15 protein-coding genes are annotated in these 18,670 nt (G+C 60.6%); 11 read left to right on the forward strand and 4 right to left on the reverse strand.

Translation table 11 applies throughout. The features are described 5' to 3' along the window. Positions 1–157 precede the first annotated feature (157 nt). The 11 genes from pcaR (at position 158) to pcaC (ending at position 11,185) form a co-directional block, all read left to right on the forward strand. Positions 158–1,000: a pca regulon transcriptional regulator PcaR gene (gene pcaR / locus L8H52_RS03080; protein ID WP_007917109.1), complete on the forward strand. Its 843-nt coding sequence runs from the start codon at positions 158–160 to the stop codon at positions 998–1,000. A gap of 294 nt (positions 1,001–1,294) precedes the next feature. Beyond that, on the forward strand, positions 1,295–2,641 hold the full coding sequence (locus L8H52_RS03085; RefSeq protein WP_242204689.1) for an MFS transporter: 1,347 nt from the start codon (positions 1,295–1,297) through the stop codon (positions 2,639–2,641). Between the two features lie 286 nt (positions 2,642–2,927). Beyond that, on the forward strand, positions 2,928–3,785 hold the full coding sequence (locus L8H52_RS03090; RefSeq protein WP_016982818.1) for a CoA transferase subunit A: 858 nt from the start codon (positions 2,928–2,930) through the stop codon (positions 3,783–3,785). Continuing rightward, complete coding sequence (locus L8H52_RS03095; protein WP_242204686.1) at positions 3,785–4,564, forward strand: CoA-transferase subunit beta; 780 nt, start codon at positions 3,785–3,787, stop codon at positions 4,562–4,564. Before L8H52_RS03090 ends, L8H52_RS03095 begins: the two co-directional genes overlap by 1 nt. Continuing rightward, entirely contained in the window at positions 4,561–5,766 is a 1,206-nt protein-coding gene (pcaF, locus tag L8H52_RS03100; protein WP_242204684.1) for a 3-oxoadipyl-CoA thiolase, read from the forward strand. The genes L8H52_RS03095 and pcaF overlap by 4 nt, the downstream gene beginning before the upstream one ends. A 36-nt stretch (positions 5,767–5,802) precedes the next feature. After that, positions 5,803–6,507, forward strand: a complete 705-nt coding sequence (pcaH, locus tag L8H52_RS03105; RefSeq protein WP_034153073.1) for a protocatechuate 3,4-dioxygenase subunit beta — start codon at positions 5,803–5,805, stop codon at positions 6,505–6,507. A gap of 1 nt (position 6,508) precedes the next feature. Continuing rightward, a complete protein-coding gene (gene pcaG / locus L8H52_RS03110; protein WP_242204682.1) occupies positions 6,509–7,075 on the forward strand; it encodes a protocatechuate 3,4-dioxygenase subunit alpha in 567 nt (188 codons plus the stop codon). A gap of 196 nt (positions 7,076–7,271) precedes the next feature. Further along, positions 7,272–8,567 (forward strand): MFS family transporter, encoded by a 1,296-nt coding sequence (locus tag L8H52_RS03115; RefSeq protein WP_242204679.1) that lies wholly within the window; start codon positions 7,272–7,274, stop codon positions 8,565–8,567. A 46-nt stretch (positions 8,568–8,613) separates the two neighbouring features. Continuing rightward, the gene (locus tag L8H52_RS03120) at positions 8,614–9,978 is read left to right on the forward strand and encodes a 3-carboxy-cis,cis-muconate cycloisomerase (RefSeq protein WP_242204677.1); all 1,365 of its coding nucleotides are present in this window, start codon (positions 8,614–8,616) and stop codon (positions 9,976–9,978) included. Positions 9,979–9,990: 12 nt separating this feature from the next. Next, positions 9,991–10,779, forward strand: a complete 789-nt coding sequence (pcaD, locus tag L8H52_RS03125) for a 3-oxoadipate enol-lactonase (RefSeq protein WP_242204675.1) — start codon at positions 9,991–9,993, stop codon at positions 10,777–10,779. Positions 10,780–10,792: 13 nt separating this feature from the next. Continuing rightward, positions 10,793–11,185, forward strand: a complete 393-nt coding sequence (gene pcaC, locus L8H52_RS03130; protein ID WP_024011942.1) for a 4-carboxymuconolactone decarboxylase — start codon at positions 10,793–10,795, stop codon at positions 11,183–11,185. A 123-nt stretch (positions 11,186–11,308) separates the two neighbouring features. Here the strand turns inward: pcaC and L8H52_RS03135 are convergent, their stop codons facing one another. The 4 genes from L8H52_RS03135 to emhB all read right to left on the reverse strand — a co-directional run bounded on the left by L8H52_RS03135 (position 11,309) and on the right by emhB (position 18,669). Next, positions 11,309–12,112 carry a methyltransferase domain-containing protein gene (locus L8H52_RS03135; protein ID WP_242204673.1) on the reverse strand — a complete coding sequence of 268 codons (804 nt, stop codon included), beginning with the start codon at positions 12,110–12,112 and terminating at the stop codon, positions 11,309–11,311. Positions 12,113–12,389: 277 nt separating this feature from the next. Continuing rightward, positions 12,390–13,649, reverse strand: a complete 1,260-nt coding sequence (locus L8H52_RS03140; protein WP_242204672.1) for an OprD family porin — start codon at positions 13,647–13,649, stop codon at positions 12,390–12,392. 413 nt (positions 13,650–14,062) lie between these two features. Beyond that, complete coding sequence (emhC, locus tag L8H52_RS03145) at positions 14,063–15,523, reverse strand: efflux RND transporter outer membrane subunit EmhC (RefSeq protein ID WP_242204670.1); 1,461 nt, start codon at positions 15,521–15,523, stop codon at positions 14,063–14,065. Continuing rightward, entirely contained in the window at positions 15,520–18,669 is a 3,150-nt protein-coding gene (emhB, locus tag L8H52_RS03150) for an efflux RND transporter permease subunit EmhB (RefSeq protein WP_242204668.1), read from the reverse strand. Before emhB ends, emhC begins: the two co-directional genes overlap by 4 nt. Position 18,670: the final 1 nt, after the last annotated feature.

An 18,670-nucleotide genomic window follows, 5' to 3' on the forward strand; every position in this document is an offset into this window, starting at 1 on the left:
GTAAACCCCGAAAGAAGCATGAAACGGCCGTAACCGTTGATTGCGATTATCGGTCGACGGTTCGATAATCGCCCAATGTTGCAGGTCTGATGCTTGTGCATTTGTCGGCAAGCCGCTTGTATAGCCCATTGATCCGTGCGGGATAAAAGGACAAGAAATGAACGATCAAATGCGCAATTCCTTCACCTCTGTGGCGCCGCCGATCGTCGCCTCGCCGGCCAAACGCATCCAGGCGCTGACCGGTGATCCGGACTTCATGACCTCGCTGGCCCGGGGCCTGGCGGTGGTGCAGGCGTTTCAGGAGCGCAAGCGTCATCTGACCATCGCCCAGATCAGCCACCGCACGGAAATTCCCCGCGCCGCCGTGCGTCGTTGCCTGCATACGCTGATCAAGCTCGGTTATGCGACCACCGACGGGCGCACCTATTCATTGTTGCCGAAAGTCCTGACCCTCGGTCACGCGTATCTGTCGTCGACGCCATTGGCGGTATCCGCCCAGCCTTATCTGGACCGGATGAGCGAGCAACTGCACGAAGCCTGCAACATGGCCACACTGGAGGGTGATGACATCCTCTATATCGCGCGTTCGGCGACGACTCAGCGGTTGATTTCGGTGGACCTGTCAGTGGGTGGGCGCTTGCCAGCGTATTGCACGTCGATGGGGCGGATTCTGCTGGCGGCACTTGATGACACGTCGCTGCGCGAATACCTCGATCACGCCGAACTGGTGGCCAAGACCAGTCGCACGATCCATACGCCAGACGCTTTGCTCGAATGCCTGCAAGAAGTGCGGCAGCAGGGCTGGTGCATCGTCGATCAGGAACTGGAACAGGGTCTGCGCTCGATTGCCGTGCCGGTCTACGACGCTTCCGGCCAGGTTGTTGCAGCGCTCAACGTCAGTACCCACGCCGGTCGCGTCAGCCGTACCGAGCTGGAACAACGCTTTCTGCCGGGCCTGCTCAGCGCCAGTCGCGACCTCAGTGCGCAGCTGTTCGCCTGATGAAGCTGTTCGATAAACGCACAGTGTTGCGTTTATCGAATTGACGCTAAAACCCCCGGATCATTAATGTCGCGGCAGCGTCATCCGGCGCTGATGTGAATGAGCCCGCCGGACTGCCGACTCCCATAATAATGACAAGAGGCAACTCACCATGCGCACGCTCCCCGACTGTCTCCGCTCCAACCGCTGTTGTCGGGTTCACCGCAACGCCTGATTCCAACCTTCTATTCTTGTAGCTGTGCCGCTCTCTGGCCGGCCGCCGTTCGACTGCGTTTTTTGCGTGGAATAAAAATAATGAACCAGCCTCAGTCCGCTGTGGGTAACTGCCTCGACGTGCAGACCTTCATCAATGCCCAACCGATCTCGCGCTATCAGTGGCGGGTGGTGATCCTGTGTTTCCTGATTGTCTTCCTCGATGGCCTCGACACCGCCGCGATGGGCTTCATTGCCCCGGCGCTGTCGCAGGACTGGGGCATCGACCGCGCCAGCCTCGGCCCGGTGATGAGTGCGGCGTTGATCGGCATGGTTTTCGGCGCACTGGGTTCCGGCCCTTTGGCTGACCGCTTCGGGCGCAAAGTGGTACTCGTTGGCGCGGTGGTTCTGTTCGGTGCTTTCAGCCTGGCGTCAGCGTACAGCACCAATGTTGAACAACTGCTGGTGCTGCGCTTCCTCACTGGCCTTGGCTTGGGCGCAGGGATGCCGAATGCCACAACTCTGCTCTCGGAATACACCCCGGAGCGCAAGAAGTCGCTGCTGGTGACCAGCATGTTCTGCGGTTTCAACCTCGGCATGGCCGGTGGCGGGTTTATTTCCGCCAAGCTGATACCCGCGTTCGGCTGGCACAGCCTGTTGTTGATCGGTGGGATTTTGCCGCTGATCCTCGCGGTGGTGCTGCTGTTCTGGTTGCCGGAATCGGCGCGCTATCTGGTCGTGCGCAATCGTGGCACCGACAAAATCCGCAAGACCCTGGCGCCGATTGATCCAGTCACTGTCGCCCAAGCCTCGAGTTTCAGTGTGCCGGAACAGAAAACCGTCAAGGCGCGTAACGTGTTCGCAGTGATCTTCTCCGGCACATACAGCACTGGCACCTTGCTGCTGTGGCTGACTTATTTCATGGGCCTGGTGATTGTCTATCTGCTGACCAGTTGGCTGCCGACGTTGATGCGTGACAGCGGCGCGAGCATGGAGCAAGCCGCATTCATCGGTGCGTTGTTCCAGTTCGGCGGGGTGTTGAGCGCTGTCGGTGTGGGATGGGCGATGGATCGCTTCAATCCGCACAAGGTCATCGGCACTTTTTACCTGCTGGCCGGGGTGTTTGCCTACGCGGTGGGGCAGAGCCTGGGCAACATTACCTTGCTGGCGACCTTGGTGCTGGTGGCAGGGATGTGCGTGAACGGCGCGCAATCGGCGATGCCGTCGCTGGCGGCGCGGTTTTATCCGACTCAGGGGCGGGCGACCGGGGTCTCGTGGATGCTGGGGATTGGCCGGTTCGGCGCGATTCTCGGGGCGTGGATGGGCGCGACGTTGTTGGGCCTGGGCTGGAATTTCGAGCAGGTGTTGACGGCGTTGGTGATTCCGGCGGCATTGGCCACCACGGCGGTGGTGATCAAAGGCATGGTCAGTCATGCGGATGCGACTTGAGTATCAGCGCATGATCGTTCCCACGCTCTGCGTGGGAACGCCTCAATAGACGCTCTGCGTCTGCTTTAGGACGCGGAGCGTCCCGGGCTGCATTCCCACGCGGAGCGTGGGAACGATCAAGGCAACACGGAACGATAGGCTGATAACAATCTGTTCGATAAACGAACACTCAGTCGATTATCGGATTGTTTGGTGATTTTCCCAGGCTTAATCTGCAGTGACTCCGGCGCTGAACCTCGCGCCTTTTTATCACTGGCGATTCATTACAAAAACAGGAGCCCGCTCCATGGCTGAGATCCTTTCGCTGCACGACGCGGTGAAGCAATTCGTCAACGACGGTGACACCGTCGCGCTCGAAGGCTTCACTCACCTGATCCCTACAGCAGCGGGTCATGAAATCATTCGTCAGGGCAAGAAAGATCTGACGCTGGTGCGGATGACACCTGACCTGATCTACGACCAACTGATCGGTGCAGGTTGCGCACGTAAACTGATTTTCTCCTGGGGCGGCAACCCGGGCGTCGGTTCGCTGCACCGTCTGCGCGACGCGGTCGAGAAGCAATGGCCGCACGCTCTCGAAATCGAAGAGCACAGCCACGCCGACCTGGCGAATGCCTACGTCGCCGGTGCATCTGGCCTACCGTTCGCGGTGCTGCGAGCCTACGCCGGTTCCGACCTGCCGAAGGTCAACCCGCTGATCAAAACCGTGACCTGCCCGTTCACCGGTGAAGTACTGGCGGCGGTGCCGTCGGTGCGTCCGGACGTGACCGTGATCCACGCACAGAAAGCCGACCGCCAGGGCAACGTGCTGCTGTGGGGTATTCTCGGTGTGCAGAAAGAAGCCGCTCTGGCCGCCAAGCGCTGCATCGTCACCGTTGAAGAAATCGTCGACAACCTCAACGCGCCGATGAACTCTTGCGTATTGCCGACCTGGGCCTTGAGCGCGGTTTGCCACGTACCCGGTGGTGCACATCCGTCCTACGCCCACGGTTACAACGAGCGCGACAATCGTTTCTATCAGGCGTGGGATCCGATCGCCCGCGACCGTGAGACGTTTACCGCGTGGATCAACGAATACATCCATGGCTGTGCTGACTTCAGCGCGTTTCAGGCCAAGTTGGCCGCTGCTTCGGAGGCCAAGTAATGACTTACACCACCAATGAAATGATGACCGTCGCCGCAGCCCGTCGCTTGAAGAACGGCTCGGTGTGCTTCGTCGGTATCGGCCTGCCGTCGAAAGCCGCCAACCTCGCGCGCCTGACTTCTTCGCCGGACGTGGTGCTGATCTACGAATCGGGTCCGATTGGCGCCAAGCCGAGCGTGTTGCCACTGTCGATCGGTGACGGCGAGCTGGCGGAAACCGCTGACACTGTCGTACCGACCGGTGAGATTTTTCGCTATTGGCTGCAGGGCGGGCGCATCGACGTCGGTTTTCTCGGCGCTGCGCAGGTCGACCGTTTCGGCAACATCAACACCACCGTGGTCGGCGATTACTTCTCGCCGAAAGTCCGTTTGCCGGGTGCCGGTGGTGCGCCGGAGATTGCCGGTTCGGCGAAAAGCGTATTGATCATCCTTAAACAGTCGGCGCGTTCGTTTGTCGACAAGCTCGATTTCATCACCTCGGTCGGTCACGGCGAGGGCGGCGATTCGCGCAAACGTCTGGGCCTGCCGGGCGCTGGTCCGGTGGGGATCATCACCGACCTGTGCATCATGGAACCGGAAGCGGGCACCCACGAATTTGTGGTCACCGCATTGCACCCGGGCGTGACCCGCGAGCAAGTGGTTGCGGCCACCGGTTGGGCGATTCGTTTTGCTGACAGCGTTGAAACCACCGCTGAACCGACCGACGTCGAACTGACCGCGCTGCGCAATCTCGAAGCGCGCACCGCCGCCGCCCACGGCCAGGCACCGGGAGAAGCATGATGCGTGACGTTTATATCTGCGACGCGATTCGCACGCCGATCGGCCGTTTCGGCGGCGGACTGTCCGCGGTTCGCGCCGATGACCTGGCCGCTGTGCCGATCAAAGCCCTGATGGAGCGCAATCCCTCGGTGGACTGGAACGCCATCGACGAAGTGTTCCTCGGCTGCGCCAACCAGGCCGGTGAAGACAACCGCAATGTTGCGCGCATGGCACTGCTACTGGCCGGTCTGCCGGAAAGCGTGCCGGGCGTGACCCTCAATCGTCTTTGCGCCTCGGGCATGGACGCCATCGGCACCGCATTCCGTGCGATTGCCAGTGGCGAGATGGAGCTGGCGATTGCCGGTGGCGTCGAGTCGATGTCGCGCGCGCCGTTCGTGATGGGCAAGGCTGACGCGGCGTTCTCGCGCAATATGAAGCTGGAAGACACCACCATCGGCTGGCGCTTCATCAACCCGTTGATGAAGGCGCAGTACGGCGTCGACGCGATGCCGCAGACCGCCGACAACGTTGCCGACGACTATAAAGTCTCGCGGGTCGATCAGGACGCGTTTGCCCTGCGCAGTCAGCAACGTACCGCCGCCGCGCAGGCTGCCGGTTACTTCGCCGAAGAAATTGTTGAAGTACGGATTGCCCACAAGAAGGGCGAAACCGTGGTCAGCCAGGACGAACATCCGCGCGCCGATACCACGATTGAAGCGTTGACCAAGTTGAAACCGCTCAACGGCCCAGACAAAACCGTCACCGCCGGCAATGCTTCTGGCGTCAACGACGGTGCCGCCGCGCTGATTCTGGCTTCCGCCGAAGCGGTGAAAAAACACGGTCTGACCGCCCGCGCCAAAGTGCTCGGCATGGCCAGCGCCGGAGTCGCACCTCGGGTGATGGGCATCGGCCCGGTGCCAGCGGTACGCAAGTTGATCGAACGCCTCGGCGTAGCCGTCAGCGATTTCGACGTGATCGAACTCAACGAAGCGTTTGCCAGCCAAGGCCTGGCGGTGCTGCGTGAACTGGGTCTGGCCGATGACGCCGCGCAGGTCAACCCGAACGGTGGAGCGATTGCCCTCGGCCACCCGTTGGGCATGAGCGGTGCGCGACTGGTGCTGACCGCCCTGCATCAGTTGGAAAAGACCGGTGGCAAGAAAGGTCTGGCGACCATGTGCGTCGGTGTCGGCCAAGGTCTGGCCCTGGCCATCGAACGCGTCTGACGCAAGCCGTGACGAAAAAGAACAGAGGAAAGCGACATGTCTGACAAGCCTGGTTACCGTCGTCCGCAGGAAGGCACTCAGCCTGAATACCTGCACCCGACCTATCAATCCACCAACCTGCGCTCGCCGTCGAAGCCGTTGGTGTTTCTGCCGCATTCGCTGTCGGAAATCACCGGGCCGACCATCGGCGCCGAACGTGTGGGCGACACCGATAACGATTTGACTGCGCAACACAGCGGCGAGCCACAGGGCGAACGCATCATCATTCACGGCCGTGTACTCGATGAAAACGGTCTGCCAGTGCCGGGGATTCTCGTGGAAATCTGGCAGGCCAACGCCGCCGGCCGCTACAACCACAAGCGCGACCTGCACGACGCGCCGCTGGACCCGAACTTCACCGGCACCGGCCGCACCGTCACCGATGCTGACGGCTGGTATCAGTTCCAGACCATCAAGCCCGGCGCCTACCCGTGGGGCAACCACCACAACGCCTGGCGTCCGGCGCACATCCACTTTTCGCTGTTTGGGCCGAGCATTCTTACCCGCCTGGTCACACAAATGTATTTCCCGGGCGACCCGCTGCTAGCGTACGACCCGATCTACAACTGTGTGCCGGACACTTCGGCCAAGGAACGCCTGATCGCCAGTTTCGATCTGGAAAAAACCATTCCGTCCTACGCCCTCGGTTATCGTTGGGACATCGTGCTGCGCGGGCGTGAAGCCACGCCGATGGAGAAATAAGATGACGCTGACTGCGACCACGTCCCACACCGTCGGGCCGTATTACCACATCGGCCTGACCTGGCTGAACCGCGAAAACCTTACCGTCGAGCAAACCCTCGGCGAGCGCGTGGCGATCACCGGGCAGGTGGTGGACGGCAATGGTGATGTCGTCAACGACGCCATGCTCGAAGTCTGGCAGGCGAATGCTGCCGGCAAGTACGACCACCCGGAAGACGAGCAGAACAAACCGCTCGACCCTAATTTTGAAGGCTTTGGCCGGGTGCCGGTGGATGCTGAAGGGCGCTTCCGTTTCACCACGATCAAACCGGGCACGGTTGAAGGGCTGAAGGGCTCGACTCAGGCACCGCATCTGGTGGTGCTGGTGTTTGCCCGTGGCTTGGTCAAGCATTTGCTGACGCGGATCTACTTTGAAGGTGAGCCGGCGAACGTCGATGATCCGTTGCTTGAGTGCGTGCCGGCTGAGCGTCGTGCCACCTTGCTGGCGAAGAAGGACGCATCGGGTGTTTACCAGTGGAATGTGATTCTGCAGGGCACCGATGCCGAGACGGTGTTCTTCGATTATTGATAGATCACCACCATCCCCTGTGGGAGCGAGCCTGCTCGCGAAAGCGGTGGGTCAGCCAACATAAATGTCGTCTGACACTCCCTCTTCGCGAGCAGGCTCGCTCCCACAGGGGAGAACTGTGTTGCAGATGGAACTGTGGAACGGGACTGTTGCAAAGTATGTCTAGACTCTCACTGTCCCTATCGAGTGAAAAACAATGACAACCACCACCTCCCATTACACCGGTGAAGAGCGCAGCAAGCGCATCTTTGCCATTGTCGGCGCCTCGTCCGGCAACCTCGTCGAATGGTTCGACTTCTACGTCTACGCCTTTTGCGCGATCTATTTCGCCCCGGCGTTTTTCCCCTCCGACAACCCCACGGTGCAACTGGTCAACACGGCTGGCGTGTTCGCTGCCGGCTTCCTGATGCGTCCGATCGGTGGCTGGATTTTCGGTCGGGTTGCCGATAAGCACGGGCGCAAGAACTCGATGCTCATCTCGATTCTGATGATGTGCTTCGGTTCGTTGCTGATCGCCTGTCTGCCGACTTACAAGGACATCGGCGTCTGGGCGCCGGTCCTGCTGTTGTTTGCACGCTTGCTGCAAGGCCTGTCGGTCGGCGGCGAGTACGGCACCACCGCCACGTACATGAGCGAAGTTGCCCTCAAGGGCCAGCGCGGATTTTTCGCCTCGTTCCAGTACGTGACGCTGATCGGCGGGCAACTGCTGGCGGTGTCGCTGGTGGTGATCCTGCAGCAGTTCCTAACCGAAGACGATCTGCGTGCCTACGGCTGGCGGATTCCGTTTGTGGTCGGTGCGGTAGCGGCGCTGATTTCGCTATTCCTGCGTCGCAGCCTGAAAGAAACCACCAACAAGGAAACCCGCGCACACAAAGACGCCGGCAGCATCGCCGCGCTGTTCCGCGATCACAAAGCCGCGTTCATCACCGTGCTCGGTTACACCGCCGGTGGTTCGTTGATTTTCTACACCTTCACCACCTACATGCAGAAGTACCTGGTGAACACCGCCGGCATGCACGCCAAGACCGCCAGCTACATCATGACCGGCGCGCTGTTCCTGTATATGTGCATGCAGCCGCTGTTTGGCATGCTCGCCGACAAGATCGGCCGACGTAACTCGATGCTCTGGTTCGGCGCGCTCGGTACGCTGTTCACCGTGCCGATTCTGTTGAGCCTGAAAAGCGTCAGCAGCCCGTTCCTCGCGTTTGTGCTGATCACCGTGGCGCTGGCGATTGTCAGCTTCTACACCTCGATCAGTGGCCTGGTGAAGGCCGAAATGTTCCCGCCGGAAGTCCGCGCCCTCGGTGTCGGTCTGGCCTATGCGGTGGCGAACGCGATCTTCGGCGGTTCGGCGGAATTCGTCGCGCTGAGCCTGAAAAACATCGGCATGGAAAACTCCTTCTACTGGTACGTGACGGCCATGATGGCGATCGCCTTCCTGTTCAGCCTGCGCCTGCCGAAACAGGCGGCGTACTTGCACCACGATCTCTAACCCGAAGCGCGCGGGCCGCCATGGCCCGCGCCGGCAAGGACTGTTTATGACTCAGCGACCGGGCAATCAATTGTTCGATGCCTATTTCACTGCCCGCGATATGCGTGAAGTGTTTTGCGATCAGGGCCGCGTGCAGGCCATGCTCAATTTTGAAGCGGCGCTGGCCCGGGCCGAGGCGCGGGTTGGTTTGATTCCTTCCTCTGCGGTGGCACCGATTGCGACGGCTTGCAGTGCCGGTCTGTATGACTTTGCGGCGCTGGGCGAGGCGATTGCCACGGCCGGCAATTCGGCGATTCCTCTGGTCAAGGCGTTGGGTAAACAGATTGCTGCGACCGATGCGCAAGCTGAGCGTTATGTGCATTTGGGCGCGACCAGTCAGGACGTGATGGATTCCGGGCTGGTGCTGCAATTGCGGCAGGCGCTGGCGTTGATCGAGGACAATCTGACGCAACTGGCTGACTCTCTTGCTGTTCAAGCACAACGTCATGCTGCAACGCCGCTGGCCGGACGCACTTGGCTGCAACACGCGACACCAGTGACCCTGGGCATGAAAATCGCCGGATGGCTGGGCGCTGTCACTCGTAGCCGCCAACGTCTGCGCGAACTCAAGCCGCGTCTGCTGGTGCTGCAGTTCGGCGGTGCCTCCGGGACCCTCGCCGCGTTGGGCGAACAGGCCTTGCCGATTGCCCAAGCGTTGGCCGAAGAACTGCAACTGACCTTGCCCGAGCAACCGTGGCACACCCAGCGTGATCGCGTGGTCGAGTTCGGTGCGGTGCTCGGTTTGATCGCCGGCAGCCTCGGCAAATTCGGTCGCGACATCAGCCTGTTGATGCAGACCGAAGCCGCCGAAGTGTTTGAGCCATCGGCGCCGGGCAAGGGCGGTTCGTCGACCATGCCGCACAAACGCAATCCGGTCGGCGCGGCAGTGTTGATCGGCGCCGCGACGCGGGTGCCGGGTCTGGTCTCGACGCTGTTCAGCGCGATGCCGCAGGAGCACGAACGCAGTCTGGGTCTGTGGCATGCCGAATGGGAAACCCTGCCGGAAATCTGCTGCCTGGTTTCGGGTTCGCTGCAACAGGCGCGCTTGTTGGCCGACGGTCTGGAAGTCGACGCCGCACGCATGGCCCGCAACCTGGAACTGACTCAGGGGCTGGTGCTGGCTGAAGCCGTCAGCATCGTCCTCGCGCAACGGGTCGGCCGTGACACCGCGCATCACTTGCTCGAACAATGCTGCAAACGCGCGGTGGCCGAGCAGCGCCATTTGCGCGCCGTACTGGGTGACGAACCCAGGGTCACCACCGAGTTGAGCAGCGCCGAACTCGATCATCTTTTGAACCCCGCCCATTACCTCGGTCAGGCGAAAACCTGGGTCGAGCGCGCGGTGGCCGAACACAACGCATTGTCTGACTGAAAGGAGAGGGCTGTGGCTTTCGTTCAACTCGCCGATGGCGAACTGCACTATGAAATAGAGGGCCCGGTCGATGCGCCGGTGCTGGTGCTGTCCAACTCATTGGGCACTGATCTGCACATGTGGGATGCGCAGATGCCGGCATTTACCGAACATTTTCGGGTGCTGCGTTTTGACACCCGTGGTCACGGCCAATCGCTGGTGACGCCGGGGCCGTACAGCATCGAGCAGCTCGGTCATGACGTGCTCGGTTTACTGGATGCACTGCACATCGAGCGCGCGCATTTCTGTGGACTCTCGATGGGCGGACTGATCGGCCAGTGGCTGGGGATCAACGCCGGTCATCGTCTGTACAAGCTGATCGTCTGCAACACGGCGGCAAAAATCGGCGATCCGTCGGTGTGGAATCCACGCATCGACACCGTCCTGCGCGATGGTGCGGCGGCGATGGTTGCGCTGCGAGATGCATCGATTGCCCGTTGGTTTACCCCGGACTTTTCGGCGGCGCATCCGGCGGCGGCCAAGCAGATTACTGACATGCTTGCGGCCACTTCGCCTGAGGGTTATGCGGCCAACTGCGCGGCGGTGCGTGATGCCGATTTCCGCGAGCAACTGGCTTCGATCACCGTGCCGTTGCTGGTGATTGCCGGCACCGAAGATGCGGTGACGCCGCCGGCCGGTGGGCATTTCATTCAGGAGCATGTACGCGGTGCCGAGTACGCCGAGTTCTATGCGGCGCATCTGTCCAACGTGCAGGCTGGCGCGGATTTCAGTGATCGTGTTCTGGCGTTTCTGAACGCTTGATAAGGGGACTTTCGTGGACGAGAAACAACGTTACGACGAGGGCATGCAAGTGCGCCGCGCGGTGCTCGGTGATGCGCATGTCGATCGCAGCCTGACCACGCTGACCGAGTTCAACTCGGAGTTTCAGGAGATGATCACCCGGCATGCTTGGGGCGATATCTGGACGCGTCCGGGCTTGCCTCGGCACACGCGAAGTCTGATCACTATCGCCATGTTGATCGGCATGAACCGCGAGGGTGAGCTGAAACTGCATTTGCGTGCGGCGGCCAATAATGGTGTGAGCCGGGGCGAGATCAAGGAAGTGATCATGCAGAGTGCGATTTATTGCGGGATCCCGGCGGCGAATGCGACGTTTCATCTGGCCGAGTCGGTTTGGGATGAGCTAGGAGTCGAATCCCGGGATTGATGGCGCCAGAAATTACGCCTTCGCGAGCAAGCTCGCTCCCACAGGGAAATGCATTCCAATGTGGGAGCGAGCTTGCTCGCGAAGGGGGGCAGACGCCGTTGCGCATCAATCAGCACAACTCATTCAAACCGTGGCAACGATGAATATCCGCTTGAACGCAAACAACGTATGCCCATTCGCCTCCTGCGGATACTGCGCATGCACGCGCATCAGATAGCGATAGATAAACCGCGCCTGCTCCGCTGAATCCAGCGCCTGCATCACCGGCCGCAGCGCCGAGACCTTCACCCAGTCATAAATCGGCGATTTGCCGTCGACCACCTGCAACTGCTCGGTTTCCCAGATATCCAGCGACGTGGTCATGGGCGCGAGCAAGCGGTAGTAATCTTCGAGTGACAACAACGGCCGCGCCGCCATGCGCTGGCGCAGTTGCGCTGTGCCCAATGGCGCACCGCCGGGGCCGCCGTCTTCGAGGGTGTCGAGCATCAGCCGATACCACAACGCATCGCGCCAGTCGGGCATGTGCGCCGCCAGGCAACCGCCCGGGTTGAGCTGGCCGAGCAGGCGCGGCAACAGCGTTTCATGGCCGTCGATAAAGTGCAGTACGGCGGCGGCGAACAGCAAATCTGCCGAATGCTCAGGTTGCCAGTCGAGCAGGTCGCACTGTTTCCACAAGGCCTTGATCGGCAGGCACCGCGCTTCTTCAAGCATCTGCGCGGAGCTGTCGATTCCTTGCAACTGCGCGCGCGGCCAGCGTTTGGCCAACAACTGCGTGGCAATGCCGGTGCCGCAGCCGAGGTCGTAAATGCGTTGAGGGTTTTGTAATTCGACGCGCTCGAGCAATTCATTGACCGGCCGTTGCCTGAGACGGCAAAACTGCTGGTACGCCTTGGCGTCCCAGTCGGGCGTTGCGAGACGAGAGATCATTGAGGTGGTCCTCCGGTGATCGTTGGTGTCTTCCGATGACAACCTGGCGCCCAGCTTGAGGACCGACTACGACGACGGAAGCGCAAAGGTGAAGCACCTGAGTCCTTCAGGTTTTGTCACTTTACCTGCCGCCCGACGAAGTGCCATTTCTCCCGACAAGTGGCACAAATCTCCTGTAGGAGTGAGCCTGCTCGCGATAGCGGTTTATCAGTGACATTTAAAGTGACTGACACACCGCTATCGCGAGCAGGCTCACTCCTACAGTTTTAAAGCGGTGTTAGAGGAGGCTGATCGGGTAACTGACGATCAAGCGGTTCTCATCGAATTCGTTATTGCTGAAATCCCGGCGCATGGTCGAGTTGCGCCATCTGAAGTTGAGATCCTTGAGCGCACCGCTCTGCACGGTGTAGCCCAGTTCCGATTCGCGGCCCCACTCCTTGCCGTCGGTGATCGTCCCGGTGTGCACGTTGTCGCCGCTGATGTAGCGGTTCATCAGGGTCAGGCCGGGCACGCCCATGGCGGCGAAGTTGTAGTCGTGGCGCAACTGCCAGGAGCGTTCCTGCGCGTTGTCGTAGCTGGCGTTGTAGCTGTCGTTGGCCAGGGTGCCGCCGCTGGTGCCGTTGACACGCATCCACGCGCTGTCGCCGGTGAGTTTCTGCAGGCCGACGTAGAAGGTGTTGCCGCCGTACTTTGCCGAGAACATCCCCGACCAGGTTTTGTTGTCGAGATCGCCGGCGCGGGCGCTGCCATCGTCCTTGCCGTAGAAGAAGCCGAGGTTGGCGCCCAGAGTCCAGTCGCCCAGTGGCTGGCTGTGGATCAGGTTGACGTATTGCTGGCTGTAGATGTCTTTGAGTTCGGCGTTCCACAGGCCGATCTGTGTGCGTTTTTCGTTGAAAACGTATTCACCGCCCTGGAAGTTGAAGCGATCGGAGGTGAACGCCGCTTTGCCGGTCATCGACATGTCGCTCATGCTGCTGTCGTCGCGCGGGCTGTTGGCGCGGAACTGGCCGCCGTAGAGGGTCAGGCCGTCGATTTCCTTCGAGGTGATCTGCCCGCCACGGAAGGTCTGTGGCAGCGAGCGGCCATCGTCCGAACGCAGGATCGGCAGCACCGGCATCCACTCGCCGACTTTCACTTCGGTCTGCGAAAGTCTGGCTTTGAAGGCGACGTTGGTGCGACCGAAGTTGTCCGCCGGGCGGCCGTCGTGATCCAGCGGCAGCAACTGCGTGCCACCCGTGCCTTTGCCGCCATCGAGCTTCACCGAATACAGACCGAGCACATCCATGCCGAAGCCGACGGTGCCCTGAGTGAAGCCGGACTTGGCGTCGAGGATGAAGTTCTGTGTCCACTCTTCAGCCTTGCCCTGCGCTTTGGTCGGGTTGGTGAAGTTGCGGTTGATGTAGAAGTTGCGCAGGTTCAGGTTGACCTTGGCCCCTTCGATGAAACCGGCCTCTTCAGCCGCAGCGGGCATCGCCGCGCCGGCCAGGGCCAGGGCGATCAGACCGGGAAATGCGTAAGGCGCAGGGGAGGTTGTCATAGCTGGGGTCTCTCTTGTTTTTTTAAGGCGAACGGGGGCGCTGCCACCGGTTTTCGGGGGTACAGACATGAAAAGTGTTCAGGGGTAAAACGACGGCAATCAGCCGGACGGGGCAGGGCGCGGGAGCATGGTATCGAACCTGTTGTTATTGGTTTTGTGGAGCGAATGGTGCGGGGCGCGGATGTTTTGATTCAATTGGTAAAAGCGGGTTTTGGGCGATTATCGAACGCAAGATTAAGTTGGATTTTATGGTGTCTGTGAGGGCCTCTTCGCGAGCAGGCTCGCTCCCACATTTGGAATGCGATCCCCTGTGGGAGCGAGCCTGCTCGCGAAGGGGCAACCCAGACGACATACCTTTCTGACAGACAACAAAAAGCCCACCAATCGGTGGGCTCCTTGTATTCAGCCGATGATCAGAACAACTTCATCTTCGGCGCTTCTTCTTTCAGCGGTTCGTTCTGCGCGGTTTGCGCATTCCAGCCACCGCCCAGAGCCTTGTACAGGTTGACCGCACTGGTCAGTTGCGCGAGGCGGTCGGTGATCAGCGCTTGTTGCGCGCTGAACAGCTGACGCTGGGCATCGAGGAAGGTCAGGTTGCTGTCGACGCCGATGCGGTAACGACGTTCGGCCAGACGGTAGTAATCCTGGTTGGCCTGCACGAAGTCACGCTGCGCTTGCAGCTGCTCGGTGTAGGTCTGGCGCGCGGCCAGGCCGTCGGCGACTTCCTGGAAGGCCGTTTGAATGGACTTCTCGTAGTTCGCCACGCCAATGTCCTTCTGGATCTTGGCGGCGTCGAGGCTGGCGCGCAGGCTGCCGGCGTTGAAGATCGGGAGGTTGATCTGCGGCTGGAACAACCACGTCCCCGAACCACCCTTGAACAGGCCGGACAGATCCGGGCTCAGGCTGCCCGCGTTGGCGGTCAGGCTGATGCTCGGGAAGAACGCGGCACGGGCCGCGCCGATGTTGGCGTTGGCCGCTTTCAGGTTGTACTCGGCTTGCAGAATGTCCGGACGACGTTGCAGCAGGTCCGAAGGCAGACCGGCCGGTACGTCGCTGAGCAGGTCATCCGACAGCGGTTTGGCCGCTTGCAGATTGGCCGGGATACCGGTGCCGAGCAGCAGGGTCAGGCTGTTTTCGTCCTGTGCCACCTGGCGGGTGTAACGCGCCAGTTGGGCACGAGCGTTTTCGACCGAAGTGCGCGACTGCGCCAGGTCCAGTGCCGAAGCCACACCGACTTCGTTGCTGCGGCTGGTCAGCTTGTAGCTTTCTTCGAAGGCACCGAGGGTGTCTTGAGTCAGCTTGAGCAGTTCCTTGTCCGCTTGCCAGGTCAGGTAGGCGTTGGCGACGCTGGCGACCAGACTGATCTGGGTGCTGCGACGCGCTTCTTCGGTAGCGAAGTACTGTTGCAACGCTTGTTCGCTCAGGCTGCGAACGCGACCGAACAGGTCGAGTTCGTAGGCGCTGATGCCGACGGTGGCCGAGTACGAACTGGTGATGGTCGAATCACCAGTCTGTGAGGCTCGGGCCGGAACCCGCTGACGGCTGCCGCTGGCATTGGCCGATACCGCCGGGAACAGATCGGCACGCTGGATGCGGTATTGAGCCGCGTAAGCGTCGATGTTCAGCGCCGCGACACGCAAGTCGCGGTTGTTTTCCAGGGAGACCTGGATCAGCTGTTGCAGCGCAGGGTCATGGAAAAACTGCTTCCAGCCCTGCTCGGCAGCGGCCTGCGCCGGTGCCTGGGCCGGCGAGTACGCCGGCCCCTGCGGGAACTGACCTGCGACCGGAGCCTCAGGCTGCTGATAGTCAGGTATCAGCGAGCAACCGCTCAGCACGAAGGCGGCGACTGCGATGGAGAGTAGCGACTTGCTCATTGGCCAGCCTCTTTAGGAGTTTCAGTCGTTTCATCCTCGTCAGCGATTTTACGCTGGCCCAGGGACGAAACCGTAACGAAGAACAGTGGGACCCAGAAGATCGCCAGGATCGTGGCCGTGAGCATACCGCCAATCACACCCGTACCGATCGCATGTTGACTGCCTGAACCGGCGCCGGTGGAGATCGCCAACGGTACAACACCGAGAACGAAGGCCAGCGAGGTCATGATGATCGGTCGCAGACGCATGCGGCAGGCTTCGATCGCCGCATCGCGCAGGCTGCGCCCCTGTTCATGCAGTTCCTTGGCGAACTCGACGATCAGAATGGCGTTTTTAGCCGCCAGACCGATGGTCGTCAACAGACCCACCTGGAAGTACACGTCGTTGGACAGACCGCGCAGGCTGGTGGCCAGCAGCGCACCGATGATCCCCAGCGGCACCACGAGCATAACCGCGATCGGAATCGACCAGCTCTCGTACAACGCCGCCAGACACAGGAACACCATCAGCAGCGACAGAGCGTACAGCGCTGGCGCTTGCGAACCCGACAGACGCTCCTCATAGGACAGACCGGTCCAGGAGATACCGACACCGGCCGGCAGCTTCTTGGCAATCGCTTCGACTTCGGCCATCGCTTCACCGGTGGAGTAACCCGGCGCCGGAGAACCGAGGATCTCCATCGCTTCTACACCGTTGTAACGTGCCAGTTTCGGCGAGCCGTAGATCCACTCGCCCTTGGCGAACGCGGAGAACGGCACCATGGTTCCGGCGCTGTTGCGCACGTACCACTTCTTCAAGTCTTCAGGGCTCATGCGAGCGCCGGCCTGACCTTGCACGTACACCTTCTTCACCCGACCACGGTCGATGAAGTCGTTGACGTAGCTACTACCGAAGGAGATCGACAGCGTGCTGTTGATATCGGCAATGCTCACGCCCAGCGCCTGGGCTTTCTGATCGTCGATTTCCAGGTGGTATTGCGGCTCGTCGTTCAAGCCGTTCGGACGCACCTGATAGAGCACCTTGCTCTGCGCCGCCAGACCGAGGAACTGGTTACGCGCTTCCATCAGTTTTTCGTGACCGATACCGGCACGATCCTGCAGGAACACGTCGAAACCGGTGGCGTTACCCAATTCCAGTACCGCTGGCGGGGCGAAAGCAAACACCATCGCGTCGCGGAAGCTGAAGAAGTGTTGCTGCGCACGTTGGGCGAGGGCGAACACGCTGTTGCTCGCGTCACGCTCATCCCATGGTTTGAGCATGATGAACGCCAGACCCGAACTCTGACCGCGACCGGCAAAGTTGAAGCCGTTGACGGTGAACACCGAGGCTACCGCGCCGGATTCTTTCTCCAGCAGGTAGGAACGCATTTCGTCGATCACGACTTGCGTACGTTCGGCACTGGAACCGGCCGGGGTTTGCACTTGGGCGAACAGTACGCCTTGGTCTTCTTCCGGCAGGAACGCGGTTGGAATGCGTGTGAACAGCCAGATCATGCCAACCACGATCAGCACATAGGCCAGCAGATACGGGGCTTTACGCGAGAGCATGTTGCCGACGCCGCGCTCGTAGCTTCTGACGCCACGATCGAAACTGCGGTTGAACCAACCGAAGAAACCGGTTTTCGGTGTGCCGTGCTCGCCTTTCGGAATCGCTTTGAGCATGGTGGCGCAGAGTGCCGGGGTGAAGATCAGCGCGACCAGTACCGACAGGGCCATGGCCGAAACGATGGTGATCGAGAACTGCTTGTAGATCACACCGGTGGAACCGCTGAAGAACGCCATCGGCAGCAATACTGCCGACAGCACCAGCGCGATACCGACCAGAGCGCCCTGGATCTGGCCCATGGACTTCTTGGTCGCTTCCTTCGGTGACAAGCCTTCTTCGCTCATCACCCGCTCGACGTTTTCCACCACGACGATGGCGTCGTCCACCAGCAAGCCGATGGCCAGCACCATACCGAACATGGTCAGGGTGTTGATGCTGAAACCGAACGCGGCGAGGATGCCGAACGTACCGAGCAATACCACTGGCACGGTCATCGTGGTGATGACGGTGGCGCGGAAGTTCTGCAGGAACAGGAACATCACCAGGAACACCAGCACGATCGCTTCGACCAGGGTTTCAACCACACCCTTGATCGATTCGGTCACCACCGGGGTGGTGTCGTACGGGAACACCACTTCCATGCCTTCCGGGAAGAACGGCTTGAGCTCGTCAATCGTCTTGCGCAGGGCTTTGGCGGTGTCGAGGGCGTTGGCGCCGTTGGCCAGTTTTACCGCCAGACCGGAAGACGGTTTGCCGTTGAACTGTGCCGAAATGGTCGAGTTCTCACCACCCAGACCTACATCGGCAACATCACCGACGCGCACTTGCGAGCCGTCCTGGTTAACCTTCAGCAGAATCGCCTTGAACTGCTCGGCAGTCTGCAGACGGGTCTTGCCAATGATCGTGGCGTTCAACTGCTGGCCAGGCAATGCCGGCAAGCCGCCGAGCTGACCGGACGACACCTGGACGTTCTGTGCCGAGATCGCGGTGCTGACATCGCCCGGGGTCAGGTTGTACTTGTTCAGTTTGGCCGGATCGAGCCAGATGCGCATCGCGTACTGGGCACCGAAGACCTGGAAGTCACCGACACCGGCGGTCCGCGAGATCGGATCCTGCATGTTCGACACGATGTAGTTGGACAAGTCGTCCTTGGTCATGCTGCCGTCACGCGATACCACGCCGATAACCAAGAGGAAGTTTTTCACTGCCTTGGTCACGCGGATACCTTGTTGCTGCACTTCCTGCGGCAACAGCGGGGTAGCGAGGTTCAGCTTGTTCTGAACCTGTACCTGCGCGGTGTCGGAGTTGGTGCCTTGCTCGAAGGTCGCGGTGATGGTCATGCTGCCGTCGGAGTTACTTTCCGAGGACACATAACGCAGGTTGTCGATACCGTTGAGCTGCTGCTCGATCACCTGGACCACGGTGTCCTGCACGGTTTGCGCCGAAGCGCCCGGGTAGGTCACGGAGATCGCAATGGCCGGCGGGGCAATGCTCGGGTATTGGTTGATCGGCAATTTCAGGATCGAAAGTGCCCCGACCAGCATGATCACCAGGGCAATTACCCAGGCGAAAATCGGACGGTCGATGAAGAATTTTGACATG

Source organism: Pseudomonas sp. CROZ-RG-20F-R04-15 (genome assembly GCF_022662375.1).
Lineage (GTDB): Bacteria > Pseudomonadota > Gammaproteobacteria > Pseudomonadales > Pseudomonadaceae > Aquipseudomonas.

Coding starts and splice junctions, on each gene's coding strand:
- L8H52_RS03115 (WP_242204679.1), top strand. CDS start 7,272: ATGACAACCACCACCTCCCATTACACCGGTGAAGAGCGCAGCAAGCGC.
- pcaH (WP_034153073.1), top strand. CDS start 5,803: ATGTCTGACAAGCCTGGTTACCGTCGTCCGCAGGAAGGCACTCAGCCT.
- L8H52_RS03135 (WP_242204673.1), bottom strand. CDS start 12,112: ATGATCTCTCGTCTCGCAACGCCCGACTGGGACGCCAAGGCGTACCAG.
- L8H52_RS03090 (WP_016982818.1), top strand. CDS start 2,928: ATGGCTGAGATCCTTTCGCTGCACGACGCGGTGAAGCAATTCGTCAAC.
- L8H52_RS03120 (WP_242204677.1), top strand. CDS start 8,614: ATGACTCAGCGACCGGGCAATCAATTGTTCGATGCCTATTTCACTGCC.
- pcaF (WP_242204684.1), top strand. CDS start 4,561: ATGATGCGTGACGTTTATATCTGCGACGCGATTCGCACGCCGATCGGC.
- emhB (WP_242204668.1), bottom strand. CDS start 18,669: ATGTCAAAATTCTTCATCGACCGTCCGATTTTCGCCTGGGTAATTGCC.
- emhC (WP_242204670.1), bottom strand. CDS start 15,523: ATGAGCAAGTCGCTACTCTCCATCGCAGTCGCCGCCTTCGTGCTGAGC.
- L8H52_RS03095 (WP_242204686.1), top strand. CDS start 3,785: ATGACTTACACCACCAATGAAATGATGACCGTCGCCGCAGCCCGTCGC.
- L8H52_RS03140 (WP_242204672.1), bottom strand. CDS start 13,649: ATGACAACCTCCCCTGCGCCTTACGCATTTCCCGGTCTGATCGCCCTG.
- pcaG (WP_242204682.1), top strand. CDS start 6,509: ATGACGCTGACTGCGACCACGTCCCACACCGTCGGGCCGTATTACCAC.
- L8H52_RS03085 (WP_242204689.1), top strand. CDS start 1,295: ATGAACCAGCCTCAGTCCGCTGTGGGTAACTGCCTCGACGTGCAGACC.
- pcaR (WP_007917109.1), top strand. CDS start 158: ATGAACGATCAAATGCGCAATTCCTTCACCTCTGTGGCGCCGCCGATC.